Origin of the sequence: Emergencia sp., assembly GCF_048465375.1 — a bacterium.
Classification (GTDB): Bacteria; Bacillota; Clostridia; order Peptostreptococcales; family Anaerovoracaceae; genus Senimuribacter.
Map to the genome: position 1 here is coordinate 45535 of NZ_DBFWLQ010000006.1, position 23360 is coordinate 68894.

Below are 23360 nucleotides of genomic sequence, written 5' to 3' on the forward strand. Positions count from 1 at the left end.
TGTCTTGACGGCTGGATTATGCTATAATTTTATATATTAGCAAATTTATTCGGTCGTTCAAGGGAGACAATCACCATGGGGAAAAACAAAAAGACAGGTATATTGGCGCTTATTTTAGCTGCTATCTTTGTATTTAGCAGCTGCGGCAGCGAGAACGAGGTGCGCAATTACGACGATTCGGCGGGAGAGGTGACGACGATCACTTTCTTCGGCAATAAATATGAACCGGAAAATGTAACGGTTATAGAAGAAATCATATCTGGATTTATGGATCAGTACCCCAATATCAGAGTTTCTTACGAAAGCCTGAAAGGCGAAGATTACTTTACTGCACTGACAAAACGCATGGCTGCCGGAAAAGGTGACGACGTGTTCATGGTCAATCACGATATCGCTCTAGAATTGAGCGAACAGGGCCAGCTGGCTGAGCTGTCAGAGCTGGGGACAATTGAAAACTATTCTCAGCAGATGAAAAGTCAAATGACGACAGATGGGAAGATTTACTGGCTGCCTACGACAGTATCCGCATTCGGTCTCTATTGTAATGTGGATCTTTTAAATGAACATGATCAAAAAATACCTGAAAATTTGAAGGAATGGGAGGCAGTCTGCGACTATTTTGTTCAGCAGGGGATAACGCCTATCATCGCCAACAATGACATTTCTCTGAAAACATTAGCAATTGGCAAAAGCTTTTACTCTGTATATCAAAAAAATGAGCAAGAAGAAGTGATGAAAAAATTCAACGACGGCAGTGAACTGCTCAGTGAATCTCTTTCAGTCGGATTCACCCTGGCCGAAAAGTTCATACGCCGAGGTTATATCGATGGGGAAAAGGCCTTGAAGACCGAAAAAACCTCTGACGATCTGGAGGAGTTTATAAAGGGCGAATCGCCCTTTATGCTGACAGGTGCCTGGGCATCAACACGAGTAAAGAGCATGAACCCCGATTTTGCATTCCAAGTAGTCCCTTATCCTGTACTGGATGAAGGGTCCCTGGTAGTTGTCAATGCGGATACTCGTCTTGCTATTAACGCAGATAGTGAGCATAGAGATGCCGCAGTAAAATTCGTAGAGTATTTTACACAAACAGAAAATATACAGAAGTTTGCCGATCAGCAATCTTCTTTCAGCCCACTGAATGACGGAAAACCATCCTCTGTTCAGGAAATCGAACCACTGATTTCCTGCTATAATGAAGGACATATTGTGATCGGGTCTGACAGCTTACTGGATCTGCCGATCTGGGAACTGACGAAAGAGGCATCTCAACAGCTGCTCTCCGGAAAGTCTCTGCAGTCTGTCATGAAGAATATGGACTTGCATGAGAGAGAAAAAGGAGGCGGCAAATGAAGCAGGGTCAGGGTTCTGTCAATGTAAAACGAAGGATTGCCTTGGGTGCGGTTTTCGCCATCGTCATTCTCAGTATTCTCACTTTTCGTTTTGTGCAGGATGTAAAGACGCAGCTGTGGGAACAATCCATCGATACGATTATGGAGAGTACCAGGCAGGGGTGCAAGACCTTGGAAGTGCAGTTAGGTGAAACCTATGAGTCTATGGAAACGGCAGCTGCACATCTCGAAGATCTGTCTCTGCGTCAGAGTGAGCAGTTGGATGACGCCTTAGAGGATTACGTCAAACTGGAGGAGGGCATCCTCTTATACATGGAAGATGGGACAGTTTTTCCAAATAGTGCACAGCTTGACAACCAGATAGTGGAACTGTTATCCGATGGGGAAAAAGGCATCGTCAATCCGCATATCAGCACTGTTACAGGCGTCAATGTCTTTGATCTCTATGTCAAGGTCACACTGAAAGACGGAAGTCAAGGCTATCTGTTGAAAGAGTATGAAGTGGAAAGCATTGTAGACAGCTTTAGCCTGTCCTTTTACAACAATGCCGGATTTTCCTATGTGCTAGATGCGCAGGGCGATGTTTTGATTCGTTCGCCTCATCCGGGCAGCAACAAGACCATGAAGAATCTGTTCGACATGCTGAGCCGTTCTCAAAACAGCGAGGGCAGTCTTCGCACTTTTCAGAGTGCTCTGCAGGAAGGCAAAACTGGTTGGGCGGTTTTCTCTTATGAAGAGCAGCCGACCGTATTTTGTTATACCCCTTTGAATTTACAATCAGACTGGTATCTGATTTCCATCATTCCCAAAGAAGTTGTCAGCGCACAGACCAATCATATTTTGAAACAGTCCCTGGGGTTGACGGGAGCGATTATCTTCGTTATCGTTACACTGGTGCTGCTGTACCTGTGGTACATCAATAAGACCAGCAAGAAGTTAAGAAACCAGACGCAGTATATCGGGCATCTCTACAACTCCATACCCGAAGGAATCGCCTTGATTACCATAACGGAACCATATCAGTTTATTCAGCTGAACGATGAAGGTCTGCGGATTCTGCGCTATCCGGAGGATGCGGTTAACGATACGCCGAAGGGAGAAATGCTGGAAGCTGTGTTCTGCCAGGATGACTTTGCTGAAATGTCGGAAATCTTGCAGGAAATCAGTTTCGACGACGAAAAACGTGTTTTTGAACAACGGATGGTAAGACTTGACGGCAGTCAGTTCTGGGCTAGCGGGATTGTGGAAAAGACACAAGACGAGGATGGAAAGCCGATTTTGATTGCCACGTTCCACGACATTACTGCTGAGAAGCTGGCAGAAGAAGAAATCGAGAGAGAAAAGCTTGTAGAACGTGTGACTTTGGTAGGGGCGATTTCCAACGCATTTCCTGTGATTATCAGCATCAACCTGACGAAAGATACGGTGAGATTCATCTATTTGGATGAAGATCTGATGGAAAATTTAGGGAATCAGCAGACCTACAGCCAGCTGGCTGCAGACATTTCTCATACAGTGCATCCGGCGAATCTGGAAAAATTCAAAGAGCGTTTCAGTCTTAACGAACTTTTTAACAGCTTGGAAGATGGGAAAAAGGAGGTATCCTTTGAAGCGCAATTCAAACTGAAGGATGATGCTTACCACTGGATTGCCACACAGATTATTCACGTCGATAATCCGTACTCCCAGGATAAGATGGCAATTCTCATTTCCCGCGGCATCGATGAAAGAAAACACGAAGAAGAACAGCAGCGCCAGGCTCTTGAGACTGCTCTGGAAAACGCCAGAACAGCCAGTGAGTCGAAAGGTCAGTTCTTGTCCAATATGAGTCACGATATCAGAACGCCGATGAATGCCATCGTAGGTATGACAGCGATTGCTTCTGCCCATATCAATGATCCCCAGCGGGTACAAAACTGTCTTGAGAAAATTGAGCTGTCAAGCAAACATCTGCTGAATCTGATAAATGACGTCTTGGACATGTCGAAAATCGAGAGTGGGAAGATGTCCCTCAGAGAAGAACCTCTTGATCTTTTAAAGGAACTAGAAGAGTCCCTTGATTTAATCAAGATACAGGCAAAGGCGAAGTCCCTTGACATACAGGCAGATCTGTCAGCGGTAAAAGATGCCTATGTCGTAGGAGACTCAGTGCGTCTGCAGCAGGTATGGGTCAATATTATGAGCAATGCCGTGAAATATACAGAACCTGGTGGAAGCATCTCCATTCAGGTGACACAAGAAAACGGTACCTGGAGAGGTTATGAGAATTATGTGTTCCGCTGTGCCGACACTGGAATCGGCATGAGCCAGCAGTTCCTCGAAAGGTTGTTTCTGCCCTTCGAGCGTGTGCAGGATTCTACCAGCAGCAAGATTGCCGGAACGGGACTGGGCATGGCTATAACCAAAAATATTATCGATCTGATGAATGGAAATATTCAGGTCGAAAGCAGGCTCTCAGAAGGTTCTGTTTTTACTGTGACCCTGCCCCTGAAGCTGCAGGAACGTGCTGAGAAAGATTGTTCTGAGTATGAAACGACGCAGACGGTTCTTGCTGGCAAAAGAGATTATTCGGATAAGCGCGTTCTGCTGGTGGAGGATAACGAGATCAATCGGGAGATTGCCAGAGAAATGCTCAGTGAAAGCGGTATCCTGATAGAGGAAGCTTGTGATGGTGAAGAGGCCGTGCAGAAAGTGGCTGAAGGGCAAGAAGGATATTATGATTTGATTCTGATGGACATCCAGATGCCAAAGATGGACGGCTACGAGGCATCAAAACGCATACGGGCGATGGAGCGCGATGACACCAAAGAAGTGCCGATTATTGCCATGACGGCCAATGCTTTCTCCGAAGATGTACAGGCCGCCCTGCAGGCGGGTATGAACGCCCATTTTGCGAAGCCGGTGGACATGAACGTCCTGCAGCAGATGTTAGACGAATATCTGAACAAATCATCTCGCTAAATCAAAAATGCAACTAAAGTTCAATAGGAAAAATAGGTTCCGCCTGTTACAATAATCCCTGATATCTTATTTTAAATGGGGGAGAAAAATGACAGAAATACATAGGAACCTTATTTTTTTTGACAAAAATTCCAAGTATCAAACGTGGATTAATGAAGGAGAGATGAATGAATTCCGTTATCACCAGGTGCGGACGATGCTGACGAACAACGAACTCATATCGACGCATCAAATGAAGTTCTATTATAAAAGGAGATGCAGAAATGGGCACAAGTGATGTTTTAATGCTTCTGGGCGGACTGGCTCTGTTCCTGTATGGCATGCAGATGATGAGCAGCGGTCTGGAAGCTGCTGCAGGCAATAAAATGAAGACTATTTTGGAGAAGCTGACCTCCAACCGCGTAAAGGGAGTCTTAGTGGGCGCAGGGATCACAGCGGTCATTCAGTCCTCTTCGGCCACGACTGTCATGGTGGTGGGCTTCGTTTCTGCCGGTTTGATGACTCTGAATCAAGCAGTGTGGGTGATTATGGGCGCTAACATTGGTACAACCATCACTGGACAGCTGATTGCCTTGGATGTCAGTGCGATTGCACCCTTGATCACCTTCATCGGCGTCGTGATGATGGTCTTTCTGAAAAGTGAGAAAGCACAGCATCTTGGCAATATCATAGCAGGCCTGGGCGTGCTTTTCATCGGTATGAACATGATGAGTACAGCCATGGAGCCGCTGCAGGATTCGGCAGTATTTACCAATCTGATTACCAAATTTGATAATCCTTTGGTGGGAATTCTGGCAGGAGCCATCTTTACAGCGCTGATTCAGTCCTCCTCTGCCTCGGTGGGAATACTGCAGGCACTTGCCGCCAGCGGCGTTCTCGGTCTGCCTCAAGCGGTGTATGTGCTGTTCGGTCAGAATATCGGCACCTGTATCACAGCGGTTCTGGCATCCATTGGAACAAAGGTCAACGCCAAGCGTTCAACAATCATCCACCTGATGTTCAATATCATCGGAACCTTCCTTTTCACCGCGATCTGCATGACGACACCTTTTGTCTTATGGATGGAAAGCTTTACACCGGGTAATACTGTGGCACAAATTGCCAATGTACATACTGTTTTCAACATCGTCACCACCTTGTTACTTCTTCCTTTCGGAAATCTGATGGCAAAAGCAGCGACAAAGATTTTGCCGGGCGGCGATGATGAACGTGAAGAGACACATAAGCTGATTTATCTGGAACCTATCGACGGACGAAAAACAAGACAGGTGGGACAGATTTCGGTGTCCATCAAGCAGCTTGACAATGAAATCGCCCGCATGTTCGATTTGGTGTGGCAGAACGTAAGAGATGGTTTTGAGGCGGTAGTTACGCGTAAATGCAGCCAGATGGAGAACATCACCGCCAGAGAAGAATATATCGATTATCTCAATGCGGAAATTTCTAAATATATTGCAAAGGTGGTCGTCCTTGAGATGAGCGAATCCGATTCAGAGCGAATCGGTTCCTATTATAAGATTGTGGGCAATCTGGAGAGAATCGGCGATCATGCCATGAATATTGCAGAATATGCCCATGCTATTGAAAAGGGGGATATCCTGCTGTCTGATCAGGCGATCAAAGAAACTGCAGAGATGAAGACACTGACAGATCAGACGCTGACTTGTATTAAAAACGGTCATGAAAAGGATGGTAAGGAAGTGCTGAAGCTGACGGCGCAGAATGAACAGAGAATCGACGATATGAGTGAAACCATGCGGAATAACCAGATCAACAGGATGAAAGAAGGCGGCTGCTCAGCTGAAGCAGGCATCCTTTTTTCAGAAATGGTCACAGATTTTGAACGTATCGGCGACCACGCTTTAAATATCGCAGAGCAGTACGGAGAAATATGATGAAAAAGGTGAGTTGAAACTATCTGTGAGTAGATGTAAAATGTCTAGAGAAGAACTGCAAAGGGAGGATGGAGAGATGGATATTAAAAAGATTGCAAAAGCTTTTGAAAAAAACAACTACCAGGTTTCCTATTTCGAGACAGCTGCGGCAGCTGCCGATTATCTGGACAGAGAAATCAATCAGACGACGGTGGCTTTTGGCGATTCACAGACGCTGCTTTCAATGGACCTGTACGAAAAACTTTCTGCGCATAACATGGTCTATGATCCAGAACATGGCGAGGATTTTTTTAAAGCGGCGAAAGACGGCATGCAGGCGGAGTTCTATGTGACCTCAGTCAATGGAGCCACAGAAGATGGAATACTGATTAATCTGGATGGAACTGGAAATCGTGTGGCGGGAACCTTGTATGGACACAGAAAAGTGTATCTGGTCTTCGGCACCAACAAAATAGAGCCGGATCTGGAAAAAGCTCTTTGGAGAGTGCGCAATGTAGCAGCACCGAAGAATGCTCTGCGGAAAGGTCTGAAGACGCCCTGTGCCTACCATGGCGGTGACAAATGTTATGACTGCAGCAGTCCGGACCGCATCTGCAACGGTCTGATGATTCACTTCAAAAAGATGCGCCACGAGGAGATGGAAGTCGTTCTCATCAACGAAACACTGGGCTTTTAAAGAAAATAAAAATAATACTAAAGTTGAAATCCCACGACATCCTTGATATTCTGCGGGATTCGATCATTTGCGACAATTTCTGATATTTTTGAATGTTAGTAAAGCCATTGCTTTTTTATTTAAAAGTGCTACAATCCATGTTATGCAAGGAGCAGAATCTGACAGCAAGAGGTGAAAAAGTGGAAGCAGTGATAGCAATTATCGTTTTTTTAATCGTTATTGTGGCAATTATGACGGAGAAGGTGCACAGGACGGCGGTGGCTTTGGCAGGAGCAGTCGTGCTGATGCTGACCCATATCCTTACGGTGGACAAGGCTGTGGGATACATAGATTTCAATACGATCGGGGTATTGATCGGTATGATGATCTTTGTCTCTGTTGTCAAAAATTCGGGTATTTTCGAATATATTGCAATCAAAGCGGCCAAGCTCGCCCATGGAAATCCGTGGAAGATCATGGTCGCTTTCATGGTGATTACAGCCGTGTTATCTGCATTCCTGGACAATGTGACTACTGTCCTGCTGGTAGGGCCTATGACTATCACTATCGCCAGGATGCTCAAAGTCAATCCGGTACCTTTTCTGATGACCCAGATACTGGCATCCAATATCGGCGGTACGGCAACTTTGATCGGTGACCCGCCGAATATCATGATCGGCAGTGCAGCCGGACTTGATTTCGTCGACTTCATCGTCAATACGGGGGTTGTGGCCGTCGTTGTAATTGTAGCGCTGATACTGGTCATGAAATTTGTCTACAAATCAAAACTGACAGCTGATGAGGGCGCGATTCTTTCCGTTATGGAGCTGGATGAAAACAAGGCCATAGAGGATATACCGCTGCTCTACAAGAGCATCGTCGTCATGATTTTGGTCGTAGTCGGTTTCATGTTTCACAGCCAGTTGGGAATTGAGTCGGCAACGGTGGCATTGACAGCGGCAGCCGTCATGTTGGTCATCGGCAGACAAAACGTGGATTACATCATTGGTGAGGTAGAGTGGACGACCATTCTTTTTTTCGCAGGCCTGTTCATCGTTGTAGGCGGCTTAGACGAAACCGGTGTAATCGGACAGCTGGCACAGCTTGTCATCAATATGACAAAGGGTCATGAGATCATGACGATGATGGTATTGCTTTGGGCATCGGCACTCTTGTCTTCCGTCTTGGACAATATCCCTTTTGTAGCTACATTGATACCGCTGGTACTGGCTTTGGGCGAAAGCGGAATCAACATTACCCCGTTGTGGTGGGCAATTTCCCTGGGAGCATGCCTTGGCGGCAACGGTACCCTGATCGGTGCGTCGGCTAACGTGGTGCTCTCTGGCATCAGCGGTAAGCACGGTTATCCGATTACCTTCAAAGAATATACGAAGGTGGGATTCCCAGTGATGATCATGTCCGTCGTGCTGGCCATGATCTATCTTTTGATCAGATATGCTGTGTAAGGAAGGAGCTGAACAATCATGAGAAACAGAATTTCAGACGATATGGTCAACATCATGCTGCGGCAGATGGGGGCGAAATCCATCAAAACTTCACCGGCCCATATCAATATTGCTAAATTTGATTTAGGGGAAGAACTGAAAATCACTTATATGTACGAAGTAAAAGAGGAAGAAATCTATCTGCAGAGAGTCAGCCCTTATCCGATGATGATTGGAAAGATTTATAATGAGCAGCAGATTGTGGACATCATCGGCACAGATCTCAGAAAGTTTCAGTCGGCGTATAACAGTTCCAATTTTACAAAATTTATCGATGTGGCAGGCAGTTTAGCCACTTTTGACAAAGAAATTGAAAATCTTTTTATGACACGTAACGTAGATCGGGAAAACCTGGAAAAAATAGAAGAGGAGATGCAGAAGCTGCATACTCTGATTGCTGAAATCACTGCGGTTTCGCCGTTCTTGACTTAATGTATAAATAACCGTTTTGAGAGTATATTTTTCCGCATGAAGGGAAATATGCTCTCTTTTTTTGCGTCAATTTCAACAATTATCGACTTTTGTCGTTTGACTTTGTTCAGAATTGTCGGTATAATTATATACATTGGGGAACTTATACTTTTGCGGACATGTGTATTCTGGTCTGCAGAAGGCACGATTAATTGAGAATCAGATAGGGGGTTTTTTTAATGATTCAATTTCGAGACGTTACGAAAGAATTCAAAGGTAACGTCGTCTTATCAGACATTTCTATGGACATAGGTGACGGTGAACTGACCGTCCTCATCGGTCCCAGCGGTTGCGGAAAGACAACGACGCTGAAAATGATCAACAGATTAATACCAACAAGTAAAGGCAAGATTTTTATCGATGATAAGGACATCGAAGAGATGGACAAAGTCCAGCTTCGCAGGAACATGGGTTACGTCATCCAGCAGGGCGGCCTGTTTCCCCATATGACCATTCGTCAGAACATCGAGATTATCGAGCGCATGGAAAAGAAAAATCCTGAAGAGATTGTGGAAAACACCAAGAAACTGATGAAGATGGTGGATCTGGATCCTGATCAGTTTCTTGACAGATACCCGACAGAGCTTTCAGGCGGACAGCGACAGAGAATCGGCGTCATCAGGGCCCTTGCCAACGACCCTGATATCATTTTATTGGATGAACCTTTCTCGGCTCTGGACCCTGTAACTAGAAGCAGCCTGCAGGATGAACTGATTGAGCTCCAGTCTAAGGTAGGGAAGACTATGGTCTTCGTTACACACGATATGGACGAGGCCATCAAAATTGCAGATAAGATCTGCATCATGAAAGGTGGTCACATTCTCCAGTTTGATACGCCGGAAATGATCCTAAAACAGCCGGCTGACGAATTTGTAGCCAACTTCGTCGGCACCAACAGAATATGGGACTCCCCAGAATACATAAAAGTCGAAGACTTTATGATCAAAACCCCAATAACCTGTAAAGGCGATATGATTAGGAACAGATGTATCAAGCGCATGAGGGATCATCATATTGATTCCCTGCTGGTCGTGGATGAAGACAAGAGGCTGCGCGGCATCGTCGGCAGAAAGGATCTGTTTAAGGCCAATAGACCGTTGATGCAGGCACAGGATATCATGCACGAAGTGGCATATTTTGCTCACTTAGGCGACAACATCGTCGATGTGCTCAAGATGGTGGAAGAGACAGAGGTCAACAACATCCCAGTTCTCGACAATGAGGAAAGACTGGTGGGACTTTTGACTAACAGTAACCTGGTCTCTACACTGAGTAAACAGTTCCTGACGGAAGACAGTACGGAAGGGACGGTGAGCCAGTAATGATTGCACTATTTAAATACATGACCCAGCATCTGGGGCAGATTGCAGATCTGCTTATGGAACATATCGAAATGACAGCCATCGCTGTGGGATTTGCCATCCTCATCGGCGTGCCGCTCGGTATTTTGATCAGTTATGTCAAAAAGCTGGATAAGCCCATTATCGGTGTAGCCAACGTGGTACAGGCAATACCGAGCATGGCGCTTCTCGGTCTAGCCATACCGCTTCTCGGTATCGGAGCCTTACCGGCGGTAGTTATGGTTATCATCTATTCGCTGCTGCCGATTATCAAAAATACCTATACCGGTATCGCCAGCATCGATCCGGATCTGGTAGAAGCGGCAAAGGGGATTGGGTTAACGAAGTGGCAGGTCCTGGCTAAGGTCAAAATTCCAATGGCACTGCCAGTCATCATGGCAGGCGTGCGAATTTCCGCTGTAACCGCAGTGGGGCTCATGACCATGGCGGCATTTATCGGTGCAGGCGGTTTGGGATATCTGGTTTTCTCAGGTATCAGAACGGTCAATAATCTGCAGATTCTGGCCGGTGCCATTCCGGCATGTCTCTTAGCCCTTCTGGTAGACTTCCTCATGGGGCTGGTAGAAAAGTTAGTAACGCCGATCAGTTTGCAGAGTGCTTTCGGCACAGCAAAGGCGGAACTGAAAAAGAAGAGAAAAAGAGAGAAAATCGTCTTGGCAGTCGCCGCGGCTTTGATTGTAGTCTTAGTAGGAAATACGGTGATTGGAAACATGAACCAGGAAGAAAAGACCATTACCATAGGCAGCAAGGACTTCACCGAGCAGCTGATTCTCTGTAACTTATATGCCGACGTCATTGAACACGATACGGACATCAATGTGGTTCGAAAAGAAAACTTAGGCGGCAGCCAGGTCTGCTTTGAGGCTATGAAGAAGGGTGAAATCGACATGTATGTGGACTATACTGGCACGATTTATGTCAACATCCTCAATCAACCGGCTAAATCGGATATGCAGGCAGTCTATGACGAGTGCAAAAAGGCACTGCATGAGAAGTACAAGATCAAAGTTTTGGAACAGGCTAACTTTAACAATACCTATACCCTGGCGGTCTCTCAGGAGACGGCAAAGAAATACGGCCTGAAGACCATGAAAGATCTGCTCAAGTGTGACTCTCAGCTGTCACTGGGCACTACGCTTGAGTTTCAGAACAGACAGGACGACGGCCTGCCAGGTCTGTTGAAGAAATACAACTTTAAGTTCAAGAAGACGGTAGGCATCGACGGCTCACCGAGATTCACTGCCTTGAAAAACGGTGACACGGATATCGTTGACGCCTTTGCCACAGATGGACTTTTGAAGAAGTACAACCTGAAGGTCCTGGAAGACAGCGACGGATTTTTCCCACCGTATTATGCTATTCCGATCATCAACGAGGAGACCCTCGAAACGTATCCGGAATTGGAAGACGTCATCAATAAACTGAGCAAGATCCTCACCAACGAGGTCATGCAGGAACTGAATTACCAGGTAGATGAAAAAGGAAAAGAACCAGCTGACGTGGCAAGAGAGTTTGCCAAGGAGCAGGGCCTGATTTAATTCTATATATGAAAATGAAAGAGTTGTTGCTGACGGCGGCTGAAAAGCTGCCGCAGTGGCAGTTCTTTTTTTCTTTTTTGAGACGTTTTGCCTTCCGCGCCGTATACAAAAGGTATAGGTGAAGTAAATCAGTCTGCCCAAAGGTCGCAGACTACGATAGGAGGAAGGCATGGATAACAAAGAAGTATTTAGAAAATCAAACCTGGAGCGGATCTCTTCCCCGGAAAAGATGAATGACTACATCAAGGTCATCAACCCCAGTGTCGTCATCATGCTGGCGGCTTTAGGCCTGCTGCTACTGGGAGGACTGGCCTGGGGGCTTTGGGGGAACATCCCTCTCACGGAAAACCTGTCGGGCGCCTTTTATGCCAGCGAGGAACAGGAACGCTGCAACAAAATGGCCGCAGTGGTATCTGTAGAAACTGCGGCGGAATTGAAGACGGGTATGGAAGTACAGGTTTCTCCAAATACGGCTGACCGAGAAACTTACGGATACATGAAAGGCAGAATCGAGAGTATCGGCGAATTCCCTACATCAGAAGAGGAAATCGTCAGCCTGGTCAAGAATAAAGAACTGGCCGGTTATCTGATGCCGGACTCCGTGGGGATTTTGGTGATTATTTCCTTTGATGCGGACAAAGAAACTGCCAGCGGCATTGCCTGGTCCAGCAGTAAAGGGAAAGACGTTACGGTCAAAAAAGGTTCTACCGGTACCGCTCTTGCCGTAGTCGAGAATCAAAAACCGATAGAACTGATCTTAGAGTAGGAGGCGCATCATGGCAAAACCAATCAAAGTACCAGTTGTCATGCAGATGGAAGCCCTGGAATGCGGAGCTGCATCCTTAGCCATGATCCTAGGCTACCACGGGCGGGTGGAACCGCTGGAAAAGGTCCGCATGGCCTGCGGCGTATCCAGAGATGGGACCAGCGTAAAGGCGATCAAATCCGCGGCGGCTGATTATGGTCTGACGGCGAGAGCCTTCCGCTACGAGCTGGATATGGTTCAGGAAATCTCTTTTCCGGCAATCATCCATTGGAATTTTAATCACTTTGTCGTCCTATGCGGATTTACAAAAAAGGGCGCTGTCCTCAACGACCCGGCTCGAGGGCGGGTGACAGTCTCCATGAAGGAATTTGACAGAGCCTTTACAGGCGTAGTAATCATGTTTGAGAAGAACGATGACTTCGAGACCGGCGGAGAGAAACGCAGCGTGATGAATTTTGCCGGGAAGAGGCTGCGGGGAACGAAATCCGCTGTCATCTTCGTCTTTATCACGACCGTGTTCATCACTGTAGTCGGCATTATACAGCCGCTGTTTTCCAAGGTCTTTATGGACAGCATCCTGACCAAAGGCCAGTCGGACTGGCTGATGCCATTTATTGGAACCATGGCAATCGTCCTTGTCTTCAGCATTGTCGTCAATTACCTGCAGGCCATTTACCTGCGCAAGATACAGGGCAAGTTTGCCATTACGGCCAACTCGGAATTCATGTGGCACGTTCTCCGTCTGCCCATGAACTTCTTTTCACAGAGAAACGCCGGTGACCTGGTGGGGCGGCAGAGTCTGAACCAGTCCATCACCAATACCCTGGTAGGCGAGCTGGCGCCGGCGGGGCTGGATCTGCTGACCCTGGTCCTGTATCTGACCATCATGTTCAGATACAGCGTGATTCTGACGGTGGTGGGACTGGTCACCGTGGCAATCAACCTGTTTTCGGCGGGCTATATATCCAACAAAATCATGAACATCAGCCGTGTGGCTATGCGTGAGAGAGGCAAGGTGGACAGCACCACCACCTCTGGCATCGAGATGATCGAGACCATCAAAGCCGCCGGTGCGGAGAGCGGCTTCTTTGAGCGTTGGTCCGGCTTCATCGCCAGAGAATCGGTGGAAAATAACAGGGTGCTGAAGACCAACATCTACATGAACAGCATCCCCCAGTTTCTGACTTCCTTGGCAAACAGCTCCGTGCTGCTCATCGGCGCATCGCTGATCATCAATGGCGATTTTACCGTCGGCATGCTCATGGCCTTTCAGGGATTTATTGCTGAATTTCTCTCACCGGCCCTGTCACTGATCAACGTGGGCACCACCGTGCAGCAGATGCGCGCCTCTATGGAGAGAGTGGAGGATGTCATGGAATATCCGGCAGACGTGGATTACACCAGAGACGAGAAGGAATCCTTAGAGGGAGCAAAAAAACTGAGCGGCGATATCCGCCTGAAGGATGTGACCTTTGGCTACAGCACCAATTCTCCCGCCTTGATCAAAGACTTCAGCATCGACATCAAGCCGGGATCAAAGGTGGCCTTTGTGGGCGGCTCCGGCTGCGGCAAATCCACCATGACCAAGCTGATTTCGGGACTGTACAAACCGTGGTCCGGCACCATCGAATTTGACGGGAAACCCATGGAGGAGCTGAACCACATGATCTTCACCAGTTCTGTGGCTGTCGTGGATCAGGACATCATCCTGTTCGAAGACTCCATCAGGAACAATATCAAGATGTGGGATCAGTCCATCGAAGATTTTGAGATGATCATGGCGGCAAAAGACGCCAGCATGCACGAGGAAATCATGCTCCGCGAAGGCTACGACTGCAAGCTGACCGAGGGCGGAAAGAACTTCTCTGGCGGACAGCGGCAGAGACTGGAGATTGCCCGCGTATTGGCGCAGGATCCCAGCATCGTCATCATGGACGAAGCGACCAGCGCGCTGGACGCAAAGACGGAGTACGAGGTCATCAACGCCATCAAGGATCGCGGGATCACCTGCATCATCGTGGCCCATCGTCTTTCGACCATTCGGGACTGTGATGAAATCGTCGTTATGAATTACGGTGAAGTTGTGGAAAGAGGCACCCATGAAGAGCTGATGGCAAAGGGCGGCCTCTACACCCAGCTGATCACCACGGAATAGGAGGGTACTATGAGCTGGTTTGGAGAACAACTAGAAGAAAGAAAAGCAAAAGATAATGAGCTCTTTGAGGGCGCCTTTCAGGATTTGTCCTCTGTGGTCATGCCCTCAGCAGGCAGAGAGAAGATGGAAAACAGCAGGGAGGAATCCCAAAGCGCCATAGAAGCGATTTTGAAATACCTTCACGTAAAAATCGTAGAGGTTCCGGAAGAAATCAAAGACTTGAACGATCAGATCGAATACATGCTGCGGCCTACAGGCGCCATGAGAAGGCGCATCGAGCTGACGGATACCTGGTACAAGGATTCCATCAATCCGATTCTGGCCGCGAAGAAGGACGGCACGGTGGTGGCGCTTCTGCCCAGTCGTACCAGTGGATACAGCTATTTTGACAAGCAAAAAGGCAGGCGGGTGCGGGTGACGAAGAAAGTGGCGGAAGAGTTTGAAGGGGACGCCTACTGCTTCTACCGTGCTTTTCCATTGAAATCACTGAACATCAAAGACCTGGTCATCTTCATGGCAAAGTCCCTGAGTTTTTGGGATTATGCCTATGTGGCGGCGCTGACCCTAGCGGTAAGCCTGATCGGCCTGATCACGCCTTATGCGACGCAGATGATTTTTTCCAGCGTCATACCGGCAGGGGTCAGCTTCTACGTGCTGCCCATGGCGATTCTGGTGGTCACCTCCCTCGTCGCAAACAACCTGTTCGGCATCTGCAACACGATCCTGGACGCGAAGATAGAGAAGAAGCTGAGCATTGCGGTGAAAAGTGCCTCCATGGCCAGGCTGCTTCTGCTGCCGGCAGGGTTTTTCAAGACCTATTCCTCCGGAGAGCTTTCGAAACGGCTGGAGAACATGGATACGCTGTCGAAGATGCTGCAGGACACCCTCATGAATACGGGTCTGACTGCCGTGTTTTCCATCGTCTACGTGGTGCAGATCACCAGGTATTCAAAGGCGCTGGCTGTTACGGCTGTAGCCATCCTGCTGCTGAACCTGGTCTATACCATGGTCAGCAGCATTCTGCAACTGGGTTATTCCCGCAAGCGGCTGGCTGCCAACGCCAGGCTGAACGGCATGGTGTTCGCTCTCTTTTCCGGCATTCAGAAGATCAAGCTGTCAGGCTCTGAGAAGAGGATGTTCGGACGCTGGGCAAAGACTTACAGGACCAGTGCGGATCTGGAATACAATCCGCCGATGATCATCAGGCTGGCGCCGGTATTTTCGGTGGTCTTCACCTTCGGCAATCTGCTGGTGCTCTATTACATTGCGGCGGTGACTGGCGTATCGGCGGCTGACTACATGGCCTTCACCACGTCCTACGGCCTGGTGAGCACGGCGATCATGGGTCTGTCCAGTATTACCAACGTGATTTCCGATATCAAGCCGGCTATGGAGATGGTGGAACCGATCATGAAAACCATGCCGGAAGTGGAGGAAAACAAGAAGGCAGTGACCAAGCTGAACGGTTCCATTGAGCTGAGCAACATCTCCTTTCAATATTCTCAGGGCGGTCCGAAGATCATCGACAACCTATCCTTGAAAATCAGACCGAACCAGTATGTGGCCATCGTCGGCAAAACCGGCTGCGGCAAGTCTACGCTGATGCGGATCCTGCTGGGCTTTGAAAAGCCGCAGACGGGATCGGTGTACTTTGACGGTAAGGATCTGAATTCCCTGGACGTGAAGTCGGTCCGCCGCAATATCGGGGTCGTCATGCAGAACAGCTCCCTCTTTGCAGGAGACATCTATTCCAATATCGTAGTCTCAGCTCCATGGCTGGGACTGGACGACGCCTGGGAGGCGGCGAGAATGGCTGGTATCGCCGAGGATATCCAGCGGATGCCCATGAACATGCACACCGTCATTTCTGAGGGCAGCGGCGGCATTTCCGGCGGTCAGAAGCAGAGAATCATGATTGCCAGGGCCATTGCGCCGAAGCCGAAGATCATCATGTTCGACGAGGCGACCAGCGCCCTTGACAACATCACCCAGAAGCAGGTGTCAGAATCCCTCAGCGGCCTCAGGAGCACCAGGATCGTCATCGCCCACCGCCTGTCCACCATCAAGCAGTGCGACCGCATCATCTATCTGGAAAACGGCAAAATCGCCGAGGACGGCACCTTTGACCAGTTGGTGGAACTGAACGGAAAATTTGCAGAATTGGTAAAAAGACAGATGGTCTGAAAACTTTTGAGACACTTTGACGTCTGCGCCGTATATATAGATACAAGGCAATCGCAAAGGATGTCAATGGAGGAAACAATATGGTTGAAGAAAAAGAAAAAAAGGTCACAGAGCTGACTGATGAGGAACTTGAGGCTGTAGACGGCGGACAAAATGGCTTTTACTACGGCCACATGATCACAACGGGAATCACCAGTGCCAAGACCTGCCAGTACTATGAAGCCGGAAGAAACTTCTATAATGAACATATTTTGGCGATTAACAGAACCTGCGGCGCGTGCAAGCATTTGATGAATGACGATGGCTGGCATGTGTGCAGAGCAAGAACCTGTGAAGTGTAAATTTAAAGGAGGAAAGTAAGATGACAGAGGAAAAGAAAGCAGTAGAATTGACAGAAGAAGAAATTCAGAGCGTAGACGGTGGATCCGGTGTATTTAACGGACATAGAATCATAACGGGCGTCAGCTCCGCAAAAGGATGCCCGTTCTATGAGGCCGGCAGCAACTTCTACAACAAAAAGGTCATAGGCATCAGCAATACCTGCGGCGCCTGTGTACACATGATTTCAGAATTCGGTTGGCATCTGTGCGATGCGAGAAATGAGTAAGGAGGACCTGGACATGGAAGAAAAGAAGATGCCGACAGAGCTCAGCGAGATGGAGCTTGAAAGTGTAGACGGCGGTGCTGCCGTCCATAACGGACACAGAATCACCACAGCCTTGACCTCCGCAAAGAACTGCCCGTACTATGATCCGGGATCAAATTTCTATAACTTGAAGCTCCTGGCATTCAAGAATACCTGCGGCGCATGTACCAAGCTGATGAAAGATGACAGCTGGCATGTCTGCTCTGTGAGAAACGACTAAAACAACGATGGGCAGGACAGCTATGTGCGTAAGGCACATAGCTGGTGCCCGTTATAGAAGGTGAGGACCTATTATACGACTAGCGCCTAGCCACTCGCTGACGCTTGTGGGGCGCTAAAGCATAAGGTCTGCCAAGCCAAATCAAAGATTTGGGGCAGGACCATTAGGAGGAACGTTGATGAATGAGAGATGGGTACGAAAGGACTTTTCTAAGGACAGCAGGATCAAAGACAGCCTGCTACTCGACCTCCTGCGCTATCAGAAGCTGCGGGCAAGGGAAATCCCCGAGGAATACGAGGAACAGATCGCGGCTGCCGGAATCAGCAAAGAGGAGCAGAAAGCGATTGAACAATTAAAAGAAAAGAAAAAACGCTGAAGACTTTCTGAACATGAAAATGTGAGAAAGTCTTTTGTCGTATTTTGACGAAACGACAGATTTCAATGAAAAAAGTGCAGAAATCGGTGATTTACTATTTTGGGAATTTTTTTTGCTATCATGGCAGTAGGTTACACAGCGGGACAGAATGGAGGCACAGAGTGGAGAGACGACGGGATACAGAAGAAATATTAATTGATATTTACAAAGAATTCTTCCCTAAAATATATAATTACATATATTATCAGATCAATAATAGCGCCATCTGTGACGATTTGGTCAGCAGCGTTTTTATGAAGGTAGTAGAGAATATAGATAAATTCGATGAGCGGAAAGCCTCTTTTTCTACTTGGATTTACACCATCGCCAGAAACACGGTCATCGACTACTATAGAAAAGCGAAGTTGGAATCCGATATCGAGGATTATGTCGATTCAGTCAAATATTCCCTCTCTTTTGAAGACGCCTACAGAGAATATACGCAAGCGTATCGAGGCAGTACAGAAGCTTTGATAGCCATACTCAACGAAAAGGAACGTCCAGTTATCTATCTTCGATATTTTGAAGGTCTCAGTTTTACGGAGATTGGCAGCCGTCTTGGAAAGAACAGCAGTACGATCAGAACCCTCCATGAGAGGGCGCTGAAAAAGATGCTGAAATATCTTCAGGAAAAAGGGATACATTATGAAGATATCATATAGAGGAGATAGCAGGATGGAAGAAAAAAAAGTATGTGGTATAATTGGTATTACCAGTGATGGATATCCGATCATCATGCCGGACCACGTGTGTCGATACTTTGAACCAGACGACGCGATGACTTATAACGTAAAAGAATGTTGGTACTGCCGGTATGCGGATTTCAGAAGGTCTAACGAGATCATGCTGGAAAACAGTGTCTGCAGGCACATCTTGAACCGCGTGAAACCGAGAAGATAATGCATCATTTTATATAGGAGAAGTTTTTATGATACGGTTTGCAATCTGTGATGACTTTGCTGAGGACCGGGAATTTGTAAAAAAGGTTTTGACGGCTTATTTTTATAAACGGAACGAAAAAATTGAAATAACAGAATACGAAGAAGGTACCGTGCTTCTTGACGACTATGCTGATGGAGACGGCACCTGTTTTGATGCGATTTTTTTAGATATATTTATGAAAAAATCCCACGGCATGAAGGTGGCAGAACAGCTTCGCCAGTACGACAAGAAGGTGAGCATCATCTTAATCACCACCACCGATGAGTTTGCCCTCGCTGGTTACGGCGTTCACGCATACAGCTATCTGCTGAAACCCATCAAGGCAGAAACTCTGGTGGAACTTTTGGACAATTTTGTGCGCTTTTTTCATGCCGACAGAAAAGAAAGTCTTTTAGTGAAAAACGGCACGACCCAGGAACGGATTCCTTATAATGACATCATCTATATGGAAAGCCAGACACCTTACGTTTACATTCATTTGCGCGATGGAAACGTACACCGCATCAGCGCCAAGCTGGTCGATGTAGAGGATGAGGTGGAGGGTAGAAGCTTCGTCCGCTGCCATCAGAGCTTCATCGTAAATTTTGAGAATGTAATAAAGGTAGATAAAGTATTTCACATGGAGGACGGAACGCAGGTGCCTATCCGCAGACAGGAGATGAAGGCTTTGAAAGAAGCGTATTACCAGTACGTTCTCAAAACCACATTGTAAATAACACTGTCATTGATATGATCTGCTTTGAGACAATTCTGCGAAGGATGCGTATATATTATCAGAATCATCTTTAGAAGAGTCGATAAGGAGTCGTTCATGTTAAATGCAGATCAGTTTACTGTCATCAACATCGTGATGATCGCATGCGTTTTAATCACCTTTTTCAGTGTCTACGTTCCCCAAAAAGTGAATAGAAGATATAGAATGACGGCAGTCTTTTCTCTGTCAGTGTGTGCGCTGATGATGGCTGCGGTCGCTCATTTCAAAGGTATCATGGCGGCAAACAATTCTATGCTGGCAATTTGGATACCCCTCACTTTCGTGGTGTTCTGGGTATTTTCAAAGTATAAGGGAGGAAGATATCTCGTCACTTATTTTATTTCTCTTTTATCCATCACTTCGATAAATGGTTTAGGGTTTATCGTCGTAGATACATGCTTTGGCTGGCGGCCCATCGCCCATGTCTTTATCAGGTGTACGCTGATGCTCTTGGCAGCTTGGCTGATGTGGAGGTTTGTTAAAAAGCCTTTTGCTAAGGCCTTGGCCTCAGTCAGCAAAGGCTGGAGCTTGATGGCAGTTGTCACAGGTTTATTCTATCTGGCTTTTGTAGTATTCTTTGCTTATCCAAAACCCATCACAGAACGTCCGAAAGAATATGGCTTTGCAGTCCTTTTGATTCTTACTATATATTGTGCTGTAGTATTGGTCATCTATACTATTTTAAATCTGAGCCAGGAAATTGAAAAAGGTCTGGCAGAAGCACAACGGCAGAATGAACAGCGTATCAACAGTATGAGGCTCGCGCAGATGGAGCAGCAGTATAAGAACATGATGAACACTTTAGAGCAGACCCGTATTATCCGCCACGATCTGGCCCATCATTTCCGCATGATTTCAGAGTATTGCAGCAGCAGACAGTACGAAAAAATCGAAGCCTATCTGGAGGAGCTGAACTTCAGGAATGTGATGGAAGAGGTGAAGGTGTACTGCAGAAATGGCACCGCCAATGTCATATTGAGTTACTACGCCTGGCTGTCTGAAACAGAAGATATCACTTACAGCTGCGAGGCGGATCTGCCTGCAAAGATACTTTGCAACGAGATGGATTTGAGCGTGCTTTTAGGCAACGCCCTGGAAAATGCAGTGGAAGGCTGCAGAAAAGTCTGTAAAGAAAGAGAGCTGCATATAAGGCTGCGATACGAAAAGAAAAAGTTGATCTTCGATATCCGCAACAGTTTTGACGGGATACTGCGAGAGAAAAATGGACTTTTGCAATCCACCAAGGAGCAGGAACAGCATGGTTTTGGCATGCGAAGCATACAGCGAGTGGTCGATAAATACGACGGGTATCTGCGCTACTACACAGAAGAGCAGACCTTTATTCTGCAGATCGTATTGATCCTAGAAGAACTTTAACAGATTACACTTTTATTATTTTGATAGAAGTGTAATTTTTTTTGAGACGATTTGCGCCGCAATTCGTATATAGACTTAAAGGAGAAGTTTCATGGAAAAGAAGATCAAGAAAAACATCATTATCATCTTGCTGCTGATCAACCTGACGGCAACTGGCGGATTAGCCATCTACCTGTTGACAGGAGGGGAGGCGCAGACACATGGGGAGACAGCCTTTGACGATGTGGAAACAAAGGAGAAATACACGCTTTATATCGGCACCAACGACAAAGAGACTTACAGCCAACTGATTTCTACGGACAAGGCGAGAAGAATCGTCAACAAAATCTGCACCAGATATGTGGAAGGATATACGTCTTCCAAAGCCACAGGCGGCTGGGTAGATGAAACTGGCACCTTGACACAGGAAAATACACTGGTCTATTCCTTCTACGATGTGACAGAGGATCAAATCAAAGCTGTCATGGACGAAGTTCTCACTGCATTAAATCAGAACTCCATTCTCCTGGAAATGACAGAGAGTCAATCGACCTATTATTACGGAGATAAGGAGTGATCTGCAATGACGAGGAAAGAAAATAATATCGTACTATTTTCCATCACTCTCTGTTGGGCAGCTTCTTATGTTTTTATCAAAAGCCTGCCGCCGGATTTATCATCTTACGCCTACCTGACACTGACCACAGGTACAGCTAGTGTGGTGTTAGTTATCGTGTTTGCAAAGCAGCTGCGAAAAATCACTCTGCGGATATTGGGGCAGGGTTTTTTGCTGTCCTTGCTCATGGCTGGAAATCTTCTGGCAGAGAAGGCTGGCATCAATCAGCTCCCTTCCTCTAATGCCAGCTTTATCTCCTCTTTGAATATTTTATTTGTTCCCTTACTTCTGCTGATGCTGCATCGCTATCCGACGAAAAATAACATGCTGGGGATTCCCATTATTCTCTTTGGTCTGGCATTGACCAGTGAATTTGCACTGAGTGGATTCCTCAACGCGGGCACTTTTTATATGATTATCGCTTGTCTGTTTATGGCAGTCTACACCATCTCTGCAGACTATTTTACCAAGAGTACGGATCCCCTGCTCCTGGGTGTCGTTCAGATGTGTTTTACCGCGATCATCGGTTTTTTGCTGTGGTTCATAGAAGAGCCTCGGACTTTCGCCAGCATCGAATATACGAAAGAGCTGCTGTCGTCCATCTTTATTTTGGCATTCTTTGCAAAGGCGTACGCCTACATCATGCTGATGTATTCTCAGCGCTATACAAGCCCGGTCAGTGTTACCATCATCGCCTCCACAGAGCCTATTGTAACACTGATTCTAGCGTTACTGATTCCGGCCAGCTTCGGCGCCAAAGAAGTGTTTCACTTGGAGTCTCTGCTGGGAGCCATGTTTATCATGGCAGGCGCGGTTGTAGCGGGAACGGACTTCCTCGATAAGAGAAAGGAGCAGAAGACATGAGATTATCAAAGGGGAAACAATTCCTGATTTGTACAGCGGTCTTTGCTGTGCTGGGCGCGGCTTTCAAGGTCATGGTACTGGTGGAGGGATTTACAGAGGTCAGGCCGGTCAATGCGGTGCCTATGTTGGCGGGGCTCAGCTTTGGTTCGATCGGCGCCTTGGGCTGCGGAATCGGAAACCTCATTGCCGACGCCTTCGGTACTTTCAATCTGACATCGGTTCTGGGATTCTTTGCTAATTTTGTAGCGGCCTATCTGCCTTATAAGCTGTGGCATCTGTTGAAAAAAGAGGAACCGAACGTACATACCTGGAAGAACATCGGTCTTTATGTGTACTTATCAGCCTTATCAGCACTGACTGCTGCCTGTATGCTCGGATTTGGCCTCTACTACTTCTTTGATTCGTGGATCGAGACGATTTTCACTTATGTGCTTTTCAACAACTTTGGCTTTTCTGTAGCTTTGGGGCTGCCACTGTTTATCGTACTGACCTCTGATTCAGTCAATTTGGTCTGTACAGAGGCAAAGGAAAGCAAATATCACTGGCTGAAAAGTATGAAAAAGTCTGTACTGATCGCTTATACTCTATTGATGGTTGTCATCGCTGCCGGTGTTTTCACAGGCTGGCTGCCAGGAAACCAAGCTGTGGCGGGATTTCTGAATGTAATCTCTCTGCTGCTGTTGCTTTATCTGCTTTTATAGAGG

General features: G+C 47.0%; 22 protein-coding genes. All 22 read left to right on the top strand.

Translation table 11 applies throughout. The features are described from left to right. Window positions 1-75: 75 nt before the first annotated feature. On the top strand, window positions 76-1353 hold the full coding sequence (locus ACMQ5W_RS04530; protein ID WP_419023745.1) for an ABC transporter substrate-binding protein: 1278 nt from the start codon (window positions 76-78) through the stop codon (window positions 1351-1353). After that, window positions 1350-4313: a response regulator gene (locus ACMQ5W_RS04535; RefSeq protein ID WP_419023747.1), complete on the top strand. Its 2964-nt coding sequence runs from the start codon at window positions 1350-1352 to the stop codon at window positions 4311-4313. Before ACMQ5W_RS04530 ends, ACMQ5W_RS04535 begins: the two co-directional genes overlap by 4 nt. A gap of 263 nt (window positions 4314-4576) precedes the next feature. Then, a complete protein-coding gene (locus ACMQ5W_RS04540) occupies window positions 4577-6208 on the top strand; it encodes a Na/Pi cotransporter family protein (protein ID WP_419023749.1) in 1632 nt (543 codons plus the stop codon). 76 nt (window positions 6209-6284) lie between these two features. Beyond that, window positions 6285-6884, top strand: a complete 600-nt coding sequence (locus ACMQ5W_RS04545; RefSeq protein WP_419023751.1) for a lactate utilization protein — start codon at window positions 6285-6287, stop codon at window positions 6882-6884. Between the two features lie 179 nt (window positions 6885-7063). Further along, entirely contained in the window at window positions 7064-8329 is a 1266-nt protein-coding gene (locus ACMQ5W_RS04550) for an ArsB/NhaD family transporter (protein WP_419023753.1), read from the top strand. Between the two features lie 18 nt (window positions 8330-8347). Next, window positions 8348-8800 carry a hypothetical protein gene (locus ACMQ5W_RS04555; RefSeq protein WP_148493228.1) on the top strand — a complete coding sequence of 151 codons (453 nt, stop codon included), beginning with the start codon at window positions 8348-8350 and terminating at the stop codon, window positions 8798-8800. A gap of 218 nt (window positions 8801-9018) precedes the next feature. Beyond that, window positions 9019-10161 carry a betaine/proline/choline family ABC transporter ATP-binding protein gene (locus ACMQ5W_RS04560; RefSeq protein ID WP_419023755.1) on the top strand — a complete coding sequence of 381 codons (1143 nt, stop codon included), beginning with the start codon at window positions 9019-9021 and terminating at the stop codon, window positions 10159-10161. Further along, complete coding sequence (locus ACMQ5W_RS04565; protein ID WP_419023756.1) at window positions 10161-11738, top strand: glycine betaine ABC transporter substrate-binding protein; 1578 nt, start codon at window positions 10161-10163, stop codon at window positions 11736-11738. Before ACMQ5W_RS04560 ends, ACMQ5W_RS04565 begins: the two co-directional genes overlap by 1 nt. A gap of 169 nt (window positions 11739-11907) precedes the next feature. Further along, the gene (locus ACMQ5W_RS04570; protein ID WP_419023758.1) at window positions 11908-12504 is read left to right on the top strand and encodes a hypothetical protein; all 597 of its coding nucleotides are present in this window, start codon (window positions 11908-11910) and stop codon (window positions 12502-12504) included. 10 nt (window positions 12505-12514) lie between these two features. After that, window positions 12515-14659 (top strand): NHLP family bacteriocin export ABC transporter peptidase/permease/ATPase subunit, encoded by a 2145-nt coding sequence (locus ACMQ5W_RS04575; protein ID WP_419023760.1) that lies wholly within the window; start codon window positions 12515-12517, stop codon window positions 14657-14659. A gap of 9 nt (window positions 14660-14668) precedes the next feature. Further along, window positions 14669-16843: an NHLP bacteriocin export ABC transporter permease/ATPase subunit gene (locus ACMQ5W_RS04580; protein ID WP_419023762.1), complete on the top strand. Its 2175-nt coding sequence runs from the start codon at window positions 14669-14671 to the stop codon at window positions 16841-16843. A gap of 80 nt (window positions 16844-16923) precedes the next feature. Then, on the top strand, window positions 16924-17184 hold the full coding sequence (locus tag ACMQ5W_RS04585; protein WP_419023764.1) for a hypothetical protein: 261 nt from the start codon (window positions 16924-16926) through the stop codon (window positions 17182-17184). Window positions 17185-17204: 20 nt separating this feature from the next. Beyond that, a complete protein-coding gene (locus tag ACMQ5W_RS04590; protein WP_148493222.1) occupies window positions 17205-17450 on the top strand; it encodes a hypothetical protein in 246 nt (81 codons plus the stop codon). Window positions 17451-17463: 13 nt separating this feature from the next. After that, window positions 17464-17709, top strand: coding sequence for a hypothetical protein (locus ACMQ5W_RS04595; RefSeq protein WP_148493221.1), 246 nt, complete (start codon window positions 17464-17466; stop codon window positions 17707-17709). Window positions 17710-17887: 178 nt separating this feature from the next. Continuing rightward, window positions 17888-18085 (top strand): hypothetical protein, encoded by a 198-nt coding sequence (locus ACMQ5W_RS04600; RefSeq protein WP_148493220.1) that lies wholly within the window; start codon window positions 17888-17890, stop codon window positions 18083-18085. A 161-nt stretch (window positions 18086-18246) separates the two neighbouring features. After that, window positions 18247-18786 carry an RNA polymerase sigma factor gene (locus ACMQ5W_RS04605; protein WP_419023765.1) on the top strand — a complete coding sequence of 180 codons (540 nt, stop codon included), beginning with the start codon at window positions 18247-18249 and terminating at the stop codon, window positions 18784-18786. A gap of 13 nt (window positions 18787-18799) precedes the next feature. Further along, the gene (locus ACMQ5W_RS04610) at window positions 18800-19024 is read left to right on the top strand and encodes a hypothetical protein (RefSeq protein ID WP_419023767.1); all 225 of its coding nucleotides are present in this window, start codon (window positions 18800-18802) and stop codon (window positions 19022-19024) included. 28 nt (window positions 19025-19052) lie between these two features. Next, a complete protein-coding gene (locus ACMQ5W_RS04615) occupies window positions 19053-19778 on the top strand; it encodes a LytR/AlgR family response regulator transcription factor (protein ID WP_419023768.1) in 726 nt (241 codons plus the stop codon). Between the two features lie 99 nt (window positions 19779-19877). Then, the gene (locus tag ACMQ5W_RS04620; protein WP_419023770.1) at window positions 19878-21197 is read left to right on the top strand and encodes a GHKL domain-containing protein; all 1320 of its coding nucleotides are present in this window, start codon (window positions 19878-19880) and stop codon (window positions 21195-21197) included. Between the two features lie 91 nt (window positions 21198-21288). Next, on the top strand, window positions 21289-21753 hold the full coding sequence (locus tag ACMQ5W_RS04625) for a DUF3574 domain-containing protein (protein WP_419023772.1): 465 nt from the start codon (window positions 21289-21291) through the stop codon (window positions 21751-21753). Between the two features lie 6 nt (window positions 21754-21759). Beyond that, window positions 21760-22656, top strand: coding sequence for a DMT family transporter (locus tag ACMQ5W_RS04630; RefSeq protein ID WP_148493214.1), 897 nt, complete (start codon window positions 21760-21762; stop codon window positions 22654-22656). Beyond that, a complete protein-coding gene (locus tag ACMQ5W_RS04635; RefSeq protein ID WP_419023774.1) occupies window positions 22653-23357 on the top strand; it encodes a hypothetical protein in 705 nt (234 codons plus the stop codon). The genes ACMQ5W_RS04630 and ACMQ5W_RS04635 overlap by 4 nt, the downstream gene beginning before the upstream one ends. The last annotated feature ends 3 nt before the right edge of the window (window positions 23358-23360 follow it).